Raw genomic sequence first — 14,846 nt, forward strand, 5'->3', positions numbered from 1 at the left:
CGGCCGCCGGCACCGGCGGCCTCGCCAGATGCCGCTCGGCGGCGGCGTCCAGCGCGTTGTCGATGAGATTGCCGAGTACGGTCACCAGATCGCGCGGATCGACCACACGGTCCGGCAGGAGCGTGGCGGAGGAGATCCGCAGGGAGACACCGCGCTCGGCGGCGATGGCCGCCTTGCCCACGAGCAGCGCCGAGAGCAGCGGATCGTGGACGCGCTCGGCGATCTGCTCCGCCGAGGCCCGGTGCGCGTTGGCGACGCCGGCGACAAACTCCGCCGCCCGTTCATGACGGCCGAGTTCGAGCAGCCCGAGCACGGTGTGCAGCCGGTTGGCATGCTCGTGGTCCTGTGCGCGCAGCGCGTCGAGCAGCCCTTGCGTACTGTCCAGCTCACGCCCGAGCAGCTCCAGTTCGGTACGGTCCCGCAGCGTCACCACGGCTCCGCCGTCCCTGGTCGGCATCCGGTTGGCGACCAGGACCCGGCCGCCGCTGACGGTCAGCAGATCCGTGCCGTCCACCCGTCCCGCCAGGACATCCGTCGTACGACCCGGCGCCAGCACCTCGTCCAGCGCGCGGCCGGTGGCGTCCGCGTCGAGCCCGAGCAGCCGTACCGCCTCGTCGTTGGCCAGCCGGATCCGGCCCTGCCGGTCGAAGGCGACGACTCCTTCACGGACTCCGTGGAGCATCGCCTCCCGCTCGTCCAGCAGCGCCGAGATATCGGCGAAGGCGACACCGTGCGTGATACGGCGCAGCCGCCGCGAGACCGCGATCGCGGCCAGCGCGCCCGCGCCCAGCGCCGCGCCCGCGCACAGCAGCAGTCCGGGTATGGCACCGATCAGCCGCTGGCGCACACTGTCGTACGCGATGCCCACCGACACCGCGCCGACGATCTTTCCGTCGCCGTCGAGCAGCGGCACCTTGGCGCGGGCCGAGCGGCCCAGTGTGCCGTTGTCGATCTGCCGGATCTCATGACCGGAGAGCGCGACGCTCGGATCGGTCGAGACATGTCTGCCGATCTCGGCGGTGGTGGTGTGGGACCAGCGCACACCATGGGTGTCCAGCACCACGACATAGAGCGCCTGGGTCGCCCGGCGGATCCGCTCCGCCTGGGCCTGCACCGGACCGGCCGGACTCGGCGCGGTGGTGAGCAGCCCCTGGACGATGTCCGGATCGGCGGCGGTGGTCTCGGCGATGGCCAGGGCCCGGCGGGTGGCCGCGTCGTCCAGCTCGGAGCCGAGCGGTGCCAGAAAAAGCCCGGTGACCAGCACCATCACCCCTGTGGTGATGACAAGCTGCACCACCAGGACCTGGGCGGCGACACGCCGTGGCCAGCGCAACCGCATCCCGTCTCCCTCCCTCTCCCGGTGCCCGGCTCTCCCGGATCCTCCGGATCACTCCCGGCCGCTTTCGCCCGCTCCCCCTGCGGAACAGGCCGGTCCGCTTAACATCGCTGTGCACGCAACGTAAGCCGCCGGAGCGCGGCTGCCCAGCCCTGTGCTGCGCTTTTGTGGTTCTGGCGTGAGCAGAACGAGCAAAACGGGGTTTGCGCGCAGAAAAACGGATTGCGCCCATAAGACTGCCGCCCTGGCCCATGGCGCTTCTAGCCTCCCGGCCCATGAGCAGCAATACGAGCCCCGCCATCGAGCTGCGGGGAACGAGCAAGGCATTCCGGACACCGTCGGGAGCGCTGCACACCGCCGTCAGGGATCTGGATCTGACGGTCGAGCGCGGCGAGTTCGTTGCGGTGGTCGGCCCCACCGGATGCGGTAAATCGACGACGCTGACGCTGGTCAGCGGGTTGGAGGAGCCCACAGAGGGCGAGGTGCTGGTGGCCGGTGAGCCGGTGAACGGCATCGGCGACAAGATCGGCTTCGTCTTCCAGCAGGACGCGGTCTTTCCCTGGCGCACCGTCCTCTCCAATGTGATGGCAGGACCGCGCTTCCGCGGCGTACCGAAGAACGAGGCGAGGGAGCGGGCCCGTGAGTGGCTCGCCCGCGTCGGGCTCTCGTCCTTCGAGGACCGCTATCCGCACCAGCTCTCCGGCGGTCAGCGCAAGCGTGTGGCGCTCGCGGCGACCTTTGTCAACGATCCCGAACTCCTGCTCATGGACGAGCCCTTCTCGGCTCTCGATGTACAGACCAGGGCCCTGATGTCGGACGAACTGCTGGAGCTGTGGGCCGGTACGGGCGCCTCGGTCGTCTTCGTCACCCATGACCTGGAGGAGTCGATCGCCCTCGCCGACAAGGTCGTGGTGATGACGGCCGGTCCCGCGACCGTCAAGGAGGTCTTCACCATCGACCTGCCGCGTCCTCGCAAGGTCGAGGCCGTACGGCTCGAACCGCGCTTCGTGGAGATCTACCGGGAGATCTGGTCCTCGCTCGGCGAAGAGGTACGGATCACTCGCGAGAGGGGTGCGGCCGATGCCGCCTGAGACCGTCGCCGTTCCGCCCGCTGGCACCACCGAGGCCGGCCAGGGCAAGGGCAGAGCCGGCAAGACCGAAGCCACCGCCAACGGCAGTGGCGGCGGAGAGCGCACCCAGGCCAGGGCGCGGGCCGCGCGCAATCACCGGATCGTCGTCCAGGGCGCCCGCGTACTGCTTCTCGTCGCGCTGATCGGGCTGTGGGAGTGGATGGCCCGCAGCGCCGTCATCGATCCCTTCAACTTCTCGATGCCGTCCAAGATCTGGGACCAGATGCGCCAGTGGGCCCTGCACGGCACTCCGCAGGGCTCCCTGTGGGAGCAGATCTGGTACACGCTCTACGAGGCGCTCCTCGGCTGGATCATCGGTGTCATCGGCGGAGTGGTGCTGGGCATCGCGCTCGGCCGGATCCGCTTCCTCGCCGAGGTGCTGGGCCCGTACATCAAGGTGCTCAACGCGCTGCCCCGGATCGTCCTCGCCCCGATCTTCCTCATCTGGTTCGGCCTCGGCCCGGCCTCGAAGATCGCCTCGGCCGTGGTGCTGGTCTTCTTCCCGGTCTTCTTCAACGCCTTCCAGGGAGCGCGGGAGGTCGACCGCAATCTGGTCTCCAACGCCCGGATCCTCGGCGCGAGCAACCGGCAGGTCACGCTCCAGGTCGTCATCCCGTCGGCCACCTCATGGATCTTCACCAGCCTGCATGTCAGCTTCGGCTTCGCGCTGATCGGCGCGATCGTCGGCGAGTACATCGGCGCGACCAAGGGACTCGGCCTGCTGGTCTCCGCCTCGCAGGGCACGTTCAACGCGGCCGGTGTGTACGCGGCCATGGTGATCCTCGCCGTAGTGGCACTACTCGCCGAAGGGCTTCTCTCCTTCCTGGAGAAACGGCTCTTCCGCTGGAAGCCCGTCGAGGCCGGCACCGAGCGCTGATCCCCGTACCGCTGCCTCCGTACGCCACCTGTATCTGTCTCCTCCCCTCTCTGTCTCCTCCTCGCCTCACCCTCAGCACCTCTTCACAAGGACGTGAACCATGCGCAGACATCTCGGGATCCCGGCCGCCGCACTCGCCGCGACTCTCGCCCTCGGCACGCTGACCGCCTGTGGCGGCGACTCCTCCGGCTCCGGCTCCGGTGACAAGGTCAAGATCATGGTGGGTGGCCTTGACAAGGTCATCTACATGCCCGCGATGCTCACCCAGAAGCTCGGCTACTTCAAGGACGAGGGCGTCGACGTGGAACTCCTCACGGAGCCCGCCGGCGTGCAGGCCACCACCTCGCTCGTCTCCGGTGATGTGCAGGGCGTCGTCGGCTTCTACGACCACACGCTCGATCTCCAGGTCAAGGGCAAGATGGTGGAGTCCGTGGTGCAGTTCTCGCACGCCTCGGGCGAGGTCGAGGTCGTCTCCAACAAGGCCGCGGCCGAGATCTCCTCGCCGAAGGACTTCAAGGGCAAGAAGCTCGGCGTGACCGGCCTCGGCTCGTCCACCGACTTCCTCACCAAGTATCTGGCGGTCAACAGCGGTGTAAAGACGGAGGAGTTCACGCCGGTCGCGGTGGGAGCGGGCCAGACCTTCATCTCGGCCCTTCAGCAGGGCTCGATCGACGGAGGCATGACGACCGATCCGACGGTCGCGCAGATCCTGGACAAGAAGCTCGGCAAGGTCCTGATCGACATGCGGACGCCCGAAGGCTCGAAGGCCGCGCTCGGCGGCCCGTACCCGTCCTCCAGCCTGTACATGAACACCGACTGGGTCAACGGTCACAAGGAGACGGTGCAGAAGCTGGCCAACGCCTTTGTGAAGACACTCCGGTGGATGTCCACGCACTCGCCGGAGGAGATCGCCGCCAAGATGCCCGCCGACTACGCGCAGGGCGGCAAGGAACTGTACGCGCAGGCCATCAAGAGCACCCTGCCGATGTTCACCACGGACGGTGTCATGCCGGCCGACGGTCCGGAGACCGTCGAGCGCGTACTGAAGGCGTTCAACCCCAACCTGCAGAACGCCACGGTCGATCTGAGCAAGACCTTCACCACGGAGTTCGTCGACAAGGTCGGCTGAGGAAGCCGTACGGTCACGATGTGCTGGACCGATGGCGGGGCCGGGCGGCACTGTGGGTGCTGTGTCCCTCGTCCCCGCCATGACCTGGTTCGTACGCCGCGCCGACCCGAGCCGGACCTGTGCACCGGCTCCGGCCGAGGTGCGTGACTTCCATGCCGGGCTGCCCGGCTACGTTCCCACTCCGCTGACCGAACTTCCCTCCCTGGCCGCCGAATTGGCGGTCGGGCGGGTGTTCGTCAAGGACGAGTCGGCCCGGCTGGGACTGCCCGCGTTCAAGGCGCTCGGCGCGTCCTGGGCGATCAGCCGAGTGCTCGCGCGCCGGGCGTCCGGCCCGCCGCCGGTGCTGGTCACCGCCACCGACGGCAACCACGGCCGGGCCGTGGCCCGTACGGCGCGGCTGCTCGGACAGCGCGCCCATGTCTTTGTGCCCGGGAGCGTGCATCCGGCGGCCGTGGCCGCGATCGAGGCCGAGGGCGCGCGCATCACCCGGGTCGCGGGAACGTACGACGAAGCCGTACGCCACGCCGCCGACGCGGCGGCCGGACCGGGCGCGGTGCTCGTCCAGGACACCGCCTGGCCCGGCTACGAGGAGATTCCCGGCTGGATCGTCGAGGGCTACTCCACGCTCTTCACCGAGATCGACGCGCAACTGTCCGCCGCGAGCGCGGAGCCGCCCGCCCTGGTGGCCGTCCCGGTGGGAGTCGGCTCGCTCGCCCAGGCGGCCGTCACCCACTACCGCGGCGGTGGCGCCAGAACACGCCCTGGGCCCGCCCTGCTGTCGGTGGAGCCCGAGACCGCGGCCTGTGTGCTGGCGAGCCTGCGCCAAGGGCGGCCGGTCAGTGTGGCGACCGGGACCACGAGCATGGCCGGGCTGAACTGCGGCACTCCCTCCACGCTCGCCTGGCCCCTGCTGCGCGACGGTCTGGACGCCGCTGTCGCCGTCACCGACGACGACAGCGCGGACGCGGTCCGTGACCTCGCCGCCCTCGGAGTCTCGTCGGGCCCTTGCGGGGCGGCCTCGCTGGCCGGCGCCCGAGCCGCCCTGACCGGCGACGGTGGCACCGGCCGCAGGAGCGCGCTCGGGATCGGACCGGAGGCGACGGTCGTTCTGCTCAGCACCGAGGGCACGGCGGCCAATCCCGTCGGCACGGAAGGCGTGGAAGGCACGGCCAGTACGGCCGGTACGCCGTCGGCACGCCCTCCCGATGGCCCCGGAGTACTGTGAATTTATCGAGGGTATGTCGCCGTCGGCCGCTCCGCCGGGGGCGTCCTCGATGAAGGACGAGGTCGGAGGCACGGCCCTCCAGGAGGCGTGGTCCCATGGTCGCGGCTGAGGAACCGGGCGGGGTACGGACGCGGGCGACGACGTATGTGCGCCGCAGATGAATCCGCACAGAGTCCGGTCGGTGCGATCGGCAGGGTGACCGTCCCGATCCCGGCGGACGGACCCGGCGAGGTCCTGGTGTCCGTACGAGGCGGTTCCGAGGCCTATGCGGCCTGGGCGGACCATCCGATCGGCAGAAACCTCCGTGTGATCGTCGTGGAGTGCATCTCGGCGCGTTCGGTGATCGTGGAGCCTTTTCCCGCCTGACCTCTCGGCCGACCAGTAAGTGCGAGGTAGTACGACAGGAGTCCGTCATGCTGTTCTGGCATGTTCCCGCGCCGAACGAGGCGATGCTCATATCCGGCTCCAAACGGCAGGCGCAGGACACTCAGTTCCGTATCGTCACCGGGCACGGCAGCTTTGTGATGCCCATCAAGCAGAAGGCCCGCATGCTGTCCCTGGCGCTGCGGGAGGCGGAGATCGTGGAGGACTGCGTCACCCAGCAGGGCATCCGGCTCCGGGTCCGCGCGGTCGCGGTGTTCAAGGTCGGTGACGACGCCGTGTCCATCGCCAACGCGGCCCGCCGCTTCCTGGCGGAACAGGACCGGATGGAGGAACTGGTGGGCCGGATCTTCGCCGGTCATCTCCGCTCCATCGTCGGCGGACTGACCGTCGAGCAGATCATCCGCGAGCGCGACCGGGTCGCCCAGGAAGTGAAACAGGGCAGCCACAGCGAGATGGAGAAGCTCGGGATCGTCGTGGACGCCCTCCAGATCCAGGAGATCGACGACGCCACCGGCTATATCGACAATCTGGCCGCTCCGCACGCGGCGGCCGTCGCGAGCCAGGCGCGGATCGCACAGGCCAAGTCGGATCAGGAGGCGGCCGAGCGCGAACAGCAGGCCGCCGCGCTCAAGGCCGAGTACGAACGGGACACCGCGATCAAGCGGGCCGGCTTCCTCGCCGAGACGGAGCAGGTCAACGCCCGCGCCGCGCAGGCGGGACCGCTGGCCGAGGCCAGGTCCTCACAGGAGACCATCGAGGAGCAGACGGCCCTGGCGGAGCGTCAGGCCCAACTGGCCGCACAGCGGCTGGAGGCCGAGGTCAGGCGCCCGGCCGACGCCGAGGCGTACCGGCAGCGCACTCTCGCCGAAGCCGCGCGCGACCGGGCGAAGTTCGAGGCGGACGGCAGCGCGTACACCGAGCGCGCCCTCGCCCAGGCGCAGGCCGACGCGAACACCGCCCGCGCCGCGTCGCTGAAGGACGGCAACCAGGAACTCATCGCCGCCAACCGGCTGGTGGAGAATCTGCCGGCGCTGGCCGACGCGGCCTCCCGGGGCATGTCCGGTGCCAACCTGACCGTGCTGAACGGTACCGACGGTGTCAACGACATGGCGGCGGGCCTGGTCGGTCAGGGCATGGCCATCCTCAACTCGCTCAAGAACGGCGCGGTCGGAACGGCCAAGGCGTCGAGCGTGGACGGCAAGCCCTCGCTCCGCGTCACCGAGTCCAACTGATCCAGGTACGGTGCCGGGGCCCGGCCTCCGTCCCCGCATCATCGGGTACGGTGCCGGGCCCCGGTACGGTCAGCGTCCGCGTGAGGCGATCATGGCGATCGTGATCAGCCCCAGCACCACCCAGCCGAACCAGAGCCATCCGTTGCTGCCGAGCACCGCGGTATAGCCCGTCACCAGGACCAGCGCACCGACGGTCACCACACCCATCGTCTTCGTGGATCCGGACATCTGGTCCTCCTCCGGGCCGGGCCGTGACGCCCATCCTCGCCCCCGACAGGCGTTTCGCGCTACTGGCTACTGGCCGCTACTGGCTCCGCGCCCGGAGCGAGGCGAGATACGCGTTGTACTCCGCCAGCTCCTTGTCACCGTCGCGGTCGGCGGCCCGGTCCGAGCGCTTCGCCTCGCGCTGTTCCGAGCGGTACCACTGGTAGACCAGCGCGACCAGCACCAGCACCGAAGGGATCTCGCTGAACGCCCAGGCGATCCCGCCCGCCGCGTTCTGGTCGGTCAGGGCGTCGATCCCCAGCGAGCCCGGAGGATTACGGTACGCGGCGACCATCGGCTCGCTCGCCATCATCAGCGCGATCCCGAAGAAGGCGTGGAACGGCATCCCGGCGAAGAGCTCCAGCATCCGCATCAGATGGCCGGGCCGGTGCGGGCCCGGGTCGATGCCCATGATCGGCCAGAAGAAGATCAGCCCGACCGCGAGGAAGTGCACCATCATCGCGACATGCCCGGCCTTGGAGCCCATCAGGAAGTCGAAGAGCGGCGTGAAGTACAGCCCGTACAGGCTCGCGATGAAGAGCGGAATGGTGAACGCGGGATGTGTGATGATCCGCACATAGCGGCTGTGCAGCACGACGAGCAGCAGCTCACGCGGGCCCTTGCGACCGCGGCCCGCGACCGGCAGCGCGCGCAGCGCCAGTGTCACCGGAGCGCCGAGCAGCAGCAGGATCGGCGAGACCATGCTGATCACCATGTGCTGGACCATGTGCACGCTGAACATGACCATGCCGTAGTCGTTCAGCTTCGTGCACATCACCAGCGCCACGGTCAGCACACCGAGGACGAACGCGACGGTACGCCCGACGGGCCAGGCGTCACCGCGTCGGCGCAGCCGCAGCACGCTCCCGCCGTACAGCGCCAGCGCCAGCAGGCAGCCGACCAGGAAGAAGAGGTCCGGCGAGTACTCCAGCGCCCGTCCCAGCGTGAACGGCGGCAGATCCATGGTCGTGCCGTGCCCGCTGTGATCCATCCGTGTGCTCCCGTGGGACGTGACCGCTCACTCCGGCCGGATTCGCGCCGGTTGTCCGCACCAGCCTAGAACCGCCCCCGGCCGCGGCAGCGACCGGGGGCGGTTCTTCCGGCGACAGGCGCCTGGGCCGGCTGGAGGGCCTGGACGGCCGCAGGGCGGGCCAGGGGGCCGGTCAGAGCACGCACTCCGCCTCGGCGTAGCGCTCCGCGGGCACCGTCTTGAGCGTCTCCACGGCCTCGCCCAGCGGCACCATGACGATGTCCGTGCCGCGCAGCGCCGTCAGCATCCCGAACTCTCCGCGGTGCGCGGCTTCGACGGCGTGCCAGCCGAAGCGCGTCGCCAGGACCCTGTCGTACGCCGTGGGAGTGCCACCGCGCTGGACATGGCCGAGTATCACCGGCCTGGCCTCCTTGCCGAGCCGCTCCTCCAGCTCGATGGAGAGCTGCCGGGCCACGCCCGCGAACCGCTCGTGGCCGTAGACGTCCTTGCCGCCCTCGTCGAACTCCATCGAGCCCTCGCGCGGCTTCGCGCCCTCCGCGACCACCACGATCGCGAACCGCTTGCCCGCCGAGAAGCGCTTGCCGACCAGCGCGGTCAGCTCACCGATGTCGAAGGGCCGCTCGGGCACGACGATGGCATGGGCACCGGCGGCCATCCCGGAGTGCAGTGCGATCCAGCCGGTGTGCCGGCCCATGACCTCGACGATCAGCACCCGCTGATGGGACTCGGCGGTGGTCTTCAGCCGGTCGAGCGCCTCCGTGGCCACACCGACGGCCGTGTCGAAACCGAAGGTCACATCGGTCGCGGAGATGTCGTTGTCGATCGTCTTCGGTACGCCGACGATCGGCAGCCCGGCCTCCGAGAGCAGATGGGCCGCCTTGAGCGTGCCCTCTCCGCCGATCGGGATGATCGCGTCGAGACCCAGCTCCGCCACATGGCCCCGGGCCCGCTCCACACCGTCCCGCAGATGCGCGGGCTGGACCCGGGACGAGCCCAGGATCGTGCCGCCGCGCGCCAGGATGCCGGCGACCGCGTCCAGGTCGAGCTTGCGGTAGTCGCACTCCAGAAGGCCCTTCCAGCCGTCGTGGAATCCGATCACCTCGTCGCCGTGGTCGACGACGGCGCGGTGCACGACGGACCTGATCACGGCGTTGAGGCCGGGGCAGTCGCCGCCTGAGGTGAGCACACCAATTCGCATTGCCCGGGATACCTTTGCAACGTGGGCCGACGGCCGGACCCCATCGTCCGGACAGATCCCAATCACCCTACCGGCGGCCGGCGGCGTGACCGAAACTCACGTCCGACTGCTGGACACGCGTCCGTACGGTCTCCATGCCCGGCCGTACGGTCTCCGCGTCCCCGGCCCCGGACGAACCGGGGCCGGAAGCGGTACGCGGACGGAAAAGGGAACGGAGCCGGTCAGGAAGGCTGGACCGCCGCCGCCACGCGCTCGGCACGCAGCGCGTCGTACCAGCGGTCGTCCGTCGGCGGCAGCGCGTTCACATCCAGGGCCAGCTTCAGCAGCAGATCCGCGATCTGCGGATTGCGGGCCATCACCGGGCCATGCATATACGTACCGAACACGGTGTCGTTGTACGCGCCCTCGGTGCCGTCTCCCGTGCCGTTGCCGCGGCCGAGCCTGGTCCGCGCGAAGGGCCGGGCCGTCGGGCCCAGATGGGTGATGCCCTGGTGGTTCTCGAAGCCCGTGAGCTGCGGCAGATTCAGCCGCGGATCGATGTCGGCCAGCACATCGCCGACACACCGCTCGCCCTCGCCACGGGTGGAGACCACATCGAGCAGTCCGAGCCCGGCCTCGCGCTCGCCCAGGTCGTTGATGAACTCATGGCCCAGGATCTGGTAGCCGGCACAGACCGAGAACACGATGGCGCCGTTGGAGACGGCCCGGCTGAGCCCGCCGTCACGGCGCAGCCGCTCCGCCGCCAGCCGCTGCGGTCGGTCCTCGCCGCCGCCGATCAGATAGATGTCGCCGGAGGTCGGCACCGGCTGGTCGCTGCGTACATCCACCCGGGTGACGTTCAGACCGCGCTGGCGTGCCCGGCGCTCCACCACCAGAGCGTTTCCCTGGTCCCCGTAGGTACTCAGCAGATCGGGGTAGATCCACACCAGCCGGAGGCTGTTGTCGCTCATTCTCCCTCGTCCTTCGGAAGTCCGTGAGGTCATGTATCCCGACATGGAGTCAGTTCCCCACCCGTCTGCGCAGATCCTGGAACGATGTGTAGTTGGCGATGGCTTCGATACGGCCGGGCGGTGCCATCCGCACGGCCTCGTCGGGCGTCTCGCAGACCCGGAAGTCCAGCCCGGCGACCTCAAGACGTACGGCGAGGTCCAGCTTGCGGTCGCCGATGACGAAGATCGGATGGCCGGCGAGCCGGGTGTAGTCGACGTCCCACAGCCAGGAGGTGTCCGTACCGTCGGCGCCACGGGCGTTGACGGCGAGGATGACCGGCGTCGGCGGCGGGTCGATCAGCGAGAACGTCTCCAGCCAGCCCGCGGGATTCTTGGCGAGCAGCAGCCGCAGATCGCGGCCGAGGAAGGACACCACGTCATACCGGCCGGCCACGGCCTGCACCTGGTACATACGCTCCAGCGCCACCTGCGGCGGCACGCCGAAGGTGGCCGCGACGGCGGCGGACGTGGCCGCGTTCGCCTTGTTGGCGCGGCCCGGGAGCTGGAGATGGATCGGCCAGGCGGAGCCGTGCGGATCGAGGACATGGTCGCCGTGGAGCGCCCAGCTCGGGGACGGCCTGCGGAAGCCGCACTCACCGCAGAACCAGTCGTCGCCGGGACGCTGCATCACACCGCCGCAGGCGGGGCAGGACCAGGCGTCGTCCTTCCACTCCTGTCCCGCGGCCACCCAGACCACATTGGGGGAGGAGGAGGCGGCCCAGACGATCAGCGGGTCGTCGGCGTTGGCGATGACGACGGCCTTCGTACCGGCGAGGCCCTCACGCCAGGTCTCGGCGAGCATCCTGGTCTCGGCGGCGCGGTCGAGCTGGTCGCGGGAGAGATTGAGCAGCGCGATCGCCTTCGGCGTGGTGTCCCGCGCCACACCGGCGAGATACTTCTCGTCGACCTCGATCACGCCGTACTTGGCGTCGGAACCGCCCGCGAGGGCCGAGGTGATACCGGCCGGCATATTGGCGCCGAGCGCGTTGGAGACCACGGGCCCGGCGGCCCGCAGGGCCTCGGCGATCAGCCTGGTCGTGGTGGTCTTGCCGTTCGTCGCCGACACGAGGATGACGTCGAGGTGCTGCGCGAGCCGACCGAGGAGATCGGGGTCGAGTCTGAGCGCCACCTTCCCACCGATCACCGATCCGCTGCCGCGGCCGGCGGCGCGCGACACCGCCGCAGCGGCCTTGCCCGCCGTCACGGCCAGCTTGGCCCGTGGCGTCAGCGGGTCCGTGTTGCCTGCCATCGTCCTTGATCCTCCTTGCGTCGGTCCGGGGTCAGCCTATCGAGATCCGGCCAAGGGCCCGAACCGCGGCACCGGGCGGGGAAGGCGGAGGTCACCGTGACCGTACCCTGACCGCCATGCGAAACCGTTCGATCCCCGGCAGCGCCGGTCGGGTACGCGCCTTGAGAATGCTGGGCGATCCAGTGCTGCACGCCTGTTGTGAGCCTGTCACGGACTTCGGTCCCGCGCTGTCGGAGCTGATCGAGGACCTGTTCGCGACGATGTACGCCGCTCGGGGGGTAGGTCTCGCGGCGAACCAGATCGGCGTACCGCTCCAGGTGTTCGTGTACGACTGCCCGGACGACGAGGACGTCCGCCATCTCGGACACCTCGTCAATCCGCGGCTGACCCGGGCGGACGAGATCGTTCTGCGAGGTCCCGAGGGCTGTCTCTCGCTGCCGGGCATCGAAGCCGGGACGGAGCGGTACGACCACGCCGTGGCGGAGGGCGTCGACCGGCACGGTGAACCGCTGCGGATCGAGGGCACGGGCTTCTTCGCGCGCTGTCTCCAGCACGAGTGCGACCATCTGGACGGCATGGTCTATCCGGACCGGCTCACCGGCCGGCGCCGCTCCAGAGTGCTGCGCGCCGCACGCCGCGCGCCCTGGTCCACCGCCGCGGCGGTGGACTCGTACGTCTGAGGGAGCGTTCAGAACCCGGGTCCGCCTTCGCGGTCGTCCACCGAGGCCAGCCGGCCCCACAGCAGATCCGCCAGACTCCGTACCAACTGCTCGCGCGAGCAGGGCCGTTCACCGAGCCACCAGTCACCGGCCGCGTGCATCATCCCGACGATGCCATGGCCCCAGACCCGGGAGAGCTGCTCGCTGTCCGGGCCGAGGTCGACGCGCTCCTCGATGACCTTGGCCAGCTCCTCGCCGAGACGGCGCAGCAGCGGAGCCGAGTGGCGGCCCACGTCGAAGCCCTGCTCGGGCAGTTGGGTGTCCTCGGCGGGATGCATCAGAAACCGGTAGACCTGCGGGCGCGCCTCGATCGCGGCGAGATAGGTGTCGAGCGTGGCCTCCACGCGCCGGCGGCGCTCGGCGGGCGCGTCGAGCGCGGTCCGCAGGGCGTCGAGCAGCGCGTCGGTGTGGCGCTTGGCGAGCGCGCGGTAGAGCCCGCCCTTGTCGCCGAAGTGGCGGTAGAGAATGGGCTTGGTGATGCCCGCCTCGGCGGCGATCGCGTTCATGGAGGCGTGCGGGCCGTCCCTCAGCACGACACGGTCGGCGGCCTCCAGCAACTGGCGTCTGCGCTGTCGCGCCGAACGCTGCTGTTCGGCCTGCTGTGTGGTCTCCATAGCTGATGTCTCCCCGCCCATGCGATTGCCTGACGCACCGGCAACGTAACACCCTGGCCGGGATCAATGCTGATCAGACCATGGCCGGTTGACATTTTCTACCTACCGGTAACAGACTGATGTTACCGTCGGTAACGTGTGTGAGTGACACATGTGTGTGAACGACACAGCGGTGACGCAGTGCTGGAGGGGAACCATGGCCGAGTTCACGTTTGAACTCAATGACGACCAGAAGCAGGTCCGTGACTGGCTGCACGGTTTTGCCGCAGATGTCATCCGTCCCGCCGCCGCGGAGTGGGACGAGCGTGAGGAGACTCCCTGGCCGGTCATCCAGGAGGCCGCCAAGATCGGTGTCTACTCCCTCGACTTCTACGCCCAGCAGTTCTTCGATCCCACGGGCCTCGGTATCCCGATGACCATGGAGGAGCTGTTCTGGGGCGACGCGGGCATCGCCCTGTCGATCGTCGGTACGGGCCTGGCGGCCGTCGGTGTCCTCGCCAACGGTACCGACGAGCAGATCGGCACCTGGATTCCGCAGATGTACGGCGACCCGGACGAGGTCAAGGTCGCCGCCTTCTGCTCCTCCGAGCCCGACGCCGGCTCGGACGTCGGCGCCATGCGCACCCGCGCGGTGTACGACGAGGCGAAGGACGAGTGGGTGCTGAACGGCACCAAGACCTGGGCGACCAACGGCGGTATCGCCAATGTCCATGTCGTGGTCGCCGTCGTCGATCCGGAGCTGGGCACGAAGGGCCATGCCTCCTTCATCGTCCCGCCGGCCACGCCCGGTCTCTCCCAGGGCCAGAAGTTCAAGAAGCACGGCATCCGCGCCTCCCACACCGCCGAGGTCGTCCTGGAGGACGTCCGGATTCCCGGGCACTGTCTGCTCGGCGGCAAGGAGAAGCTGGACGAGCGGCTCGCGCGGGCCCGTGAGCGGGCGAGGACGGCGGCGGGCGGCGAGCGGGTGAAGAACGCTGCCATGGCCACCTTCGAGGCCTCCCGCCCGGCCGTCGGAGCGATGGCGGTGGGCACGGCCCGCGCGGCGTACGAGGTCGCCCTCGACTACGCGAAGACACGCAGTCAGTTCGGCCGGCCGATCATCGACAACCAGGGCATCGCCTTCCAACTGGCCGACATGCGCACCCGGATCGACGCGTCCAGGCTGCTGGTGTGGCGGGCCTCCTGGATGGCGGCCACCGGCAAGCCGTTCACCTCCGCCGAGGGCTCGATGTCCAAGCTGTACGCGAGTGAGACGGCGAAGCAGGTCACGGCCCAGGCCGTACAGATACTCGGCGGCAACGGCTTCACCCGTGAGTATCCGGTGGAGCGTATGCACCGGGACGCCGCGATCTACACGATCTTCGAGGGCACGAGCGAGATCCAGCGTCTGGTGATCGCCCGCACTCTGTCGGGCATGCCGATCCGCTGAATTCCGGCGGGACCGGGACCGGGACCGGTGCCGAGGCCGGGGCCGCCGCGGCAGCCCCGGCGTGTCGTCGGCGGGGCGCG

General features: G+C 69.5%; 15 protein-coding genes. 8 read left to right on the forward strand and 7 right to left on the reverse strand.

Going from position 1 to position 14,846, the window contains the following annotated elements; genetic code table 11:
* The coding region (locus GA0115259_RS32065) for a Spo0B domain-containing protein (RefSeq protein WP_107469318.1) at positions 1-1,339 on the reverse strand (1,339 nt) is incomplete at its 3' end.
* A gap of 272 nt (positions 1,340-1,611) precedes the next feature.
* On the opposite strand from GA0115259_RS32065, the gene GA0115259_RS32070 reads away from it, so the two are divergent.
* From GA0115259_RS32070 to GA0115259_RS32095, 6 genes are all read left to right on the forward strand, one after another.
* Positions 1,612-2,427 (forward strand): ABC transporter ATP-binding protein, encoded by an 816-nt coding sequence (locus GA0115259_RS32070; protein ID WP_093603479.1) that lies wholly within the window; start codon positions 1,612-1,614, stop codon positions 2,425-2,427.
* Positions 2,417-3,343: an ABC transporter permease gene (locus GA0115259_RS32075; RefSeq protein ID WP_093603497.1), complete on the forward strand. Its 927-nt coding sequence runs from the start codon at positions 2,417-2,419 to the stop codon at positions 3,341-3,343. The genes GA0115259_RS32070 and GA0115259_RS32075 overlap by 11 nt, the downstream gene beginning before the upstream one ends.
* Before the next feature lie 100 nt (positions 3,344-3,443).
* Positions 3,444-4,472: an ABC transporter substrate-binding protein gene (locus GA0115259_RS32080; protein ID WP_093603481.1), complete on the forward strand. Its 1,029-nt coding sequence runs from the start codon at positions 3,444-3,446 to the stop codon at positions 4,470-4,472.
* Between the two features lie 79 nt (positions 4,473-4,551).
* Positions 4,552-5,697, forward strand: a complete 1,146-nt coding sequence (locus GA0115259_RS32085) for a pyridoxal-phosphate dependent enzyme (RefSeq protein ID WP_237540642.1) — start codon at positions 4,552-4,554, stop codon at positions 5,695-5,697.
* Between the two features lie 195 nt (positions 5,698-5,892).
* Complete coding sequence (locus GA0115259_RS40750) at positions 5,893-6,063, forward strand: hypothetical protein (protein WP_161230518.1); 171 nt, start codon at positions 5,893-5,895, stop codon at positions 6,061-6,063.
* A gap of 47 nt (positions 6,064-6,110) precedes the next feature.
* A complete protein-coding gene (locus GA0115259_RS32095) occupies positions 6,111-7,313 on the forward strand; it encodes an SPFH domain-containing protein (protein WP_093603485.1) in 1,203 nt (400 codons plus the stop codon).
* Positions 7,314-7,382: 69 nt separating this feature from the next.
* Here the strand turns inward: GA0115259_RS32095 and GA0115259_RS40755 are convergent, their stop codons facing one another.
* The 5 genes from GA0115259_RS40755 to GA0115259_RS32115 all read right to left on the reverse strand — a co-directional run bounded on the left by GA0115259_RS40755 (position 7,383) and on the right by GA0115259_RS32115 (position 12,004).
* Positions 7,383-7,541 carry a hypothetical protein gene (locus tag GA0115259_RS40755; RefSeq protein WP_169922709.1) on the reverse strand — a complete coding sequence of 53 codons (159 nt, stop codon included), beginning with the start codon at positions 7,539-7,541 and terminating at the stop codon, positions 7,383-7,385.
* 76 nt (positions 7,542-7,617) lie between these two features.
* Positions 7,618-8,568 carry a cytochrome c oxidase assembly protein gene (locus GA0115259_RS32100; RefSeq protein WP_093603487.1) on the reverse strand — a complete coding sequence of 317 codons (951 nt, stop codon included), beginning with the start codon at positions 8,566-8,568 and terminating at the stop codon, positions 7,618-7,620.
* A 172-nt stretch (positions 8,569-8,740) separates the two neighbouring features.
* Positions 8,741-9,766 (reverse strand): 6-phosphofructokinase, encoded by a 1,026-nt coding sequence (locus GA0115259_RS32105; RefSeq protein ID WP_066952798.1) that lies wholly within the window; start codon positions 9,764-9,766, stop codon positions 8,741-8,743.
* Positions 9,767-9,987: 221 nt separating this feature from the next.
* Positions 9,988-10,716, reverse strand: coding sequence for a type 1 glutamine amidotransferase (locus GA0115259_RS32110; protein WP_093603489.1), 729 nt, complete (start codon positions 10,714-10,716; stop codon positions 9,988-9,990).
* Positions 10,717-10,765: 49 nt separating this feature from the next.
* On the reverse strand, positions 10,766-12,004 hold the full coding sequence (locus GA0115259_RS32115) for a Mur ligase family protein (protein WP_093603491.1): 1,239 nt from the start codon (positions 12,002-12,004) through the stop codon (positions 10,766-10,768).
* A gap of 116 nt (positions 12,005-12,120) precedes the next feature.
* On the opposite strand from GA0115259_RS32115, the gene def reads away from it, so the two are divergent.
* Positions 12,121-12,684, forward strand: coding sequence for a peptide deformylase (gene def / locus GA0115259_RS32120; protein WP_093603493.1), 564 nt, complete (start codon positions 12,121-12,123; stop codon positions 12,682-12,684).
* Positions 12,685-12,692: 8 nt separating this feature from the next.
* On the opposite strand, the gene GA0115259_RS32125 is transcribed toward def, so the two are convergent.
* Positions 12,693-13,337 carry a TetR/AcrR family transcriptional regulator gene (locus tag GA0115259_RS32125; RefSeq protein WP_066952791.1) on the reverse strand — a complete coding sequence of 215 codons (645 nt, stop codon included), beginning with the start codon at positions 13,335-13,337 and terminating at the stop codon, positions 12,693-12,695.
* A gap of 196 nt (positions 13,338-13,533) precedes the next feature.
* Here GA0115259_RS32125 and GA0115259_RS32130 point away from each other — a divergent pair, with 196 nt between their 5' ends.
* On the forward strand, positions 13,534-14,766 hold the full coding sequence (locus GA0115259_RS32130; protein WP_093603495.1) for an acyl-CoA dehydrogenase family protein: 1,233 nt from the start codon (positions 13,534-13,536) through the stop codon (positions 14,764-14,766).
* The last annotated feature ends 80 nt before the right edge of the window (positions 14,767-14,846 follow it).

Source organism: Streptomyces sp. MnatMP-M17 (genome assembly GCF_900091995.1).
In the GTDB taxonomy this organism is placed as follows: domain Bacteria; phylum Actinomycetota; class Actinomycetes; order Streptomycetales; family Streptomycetaceae; genus Streptomyces.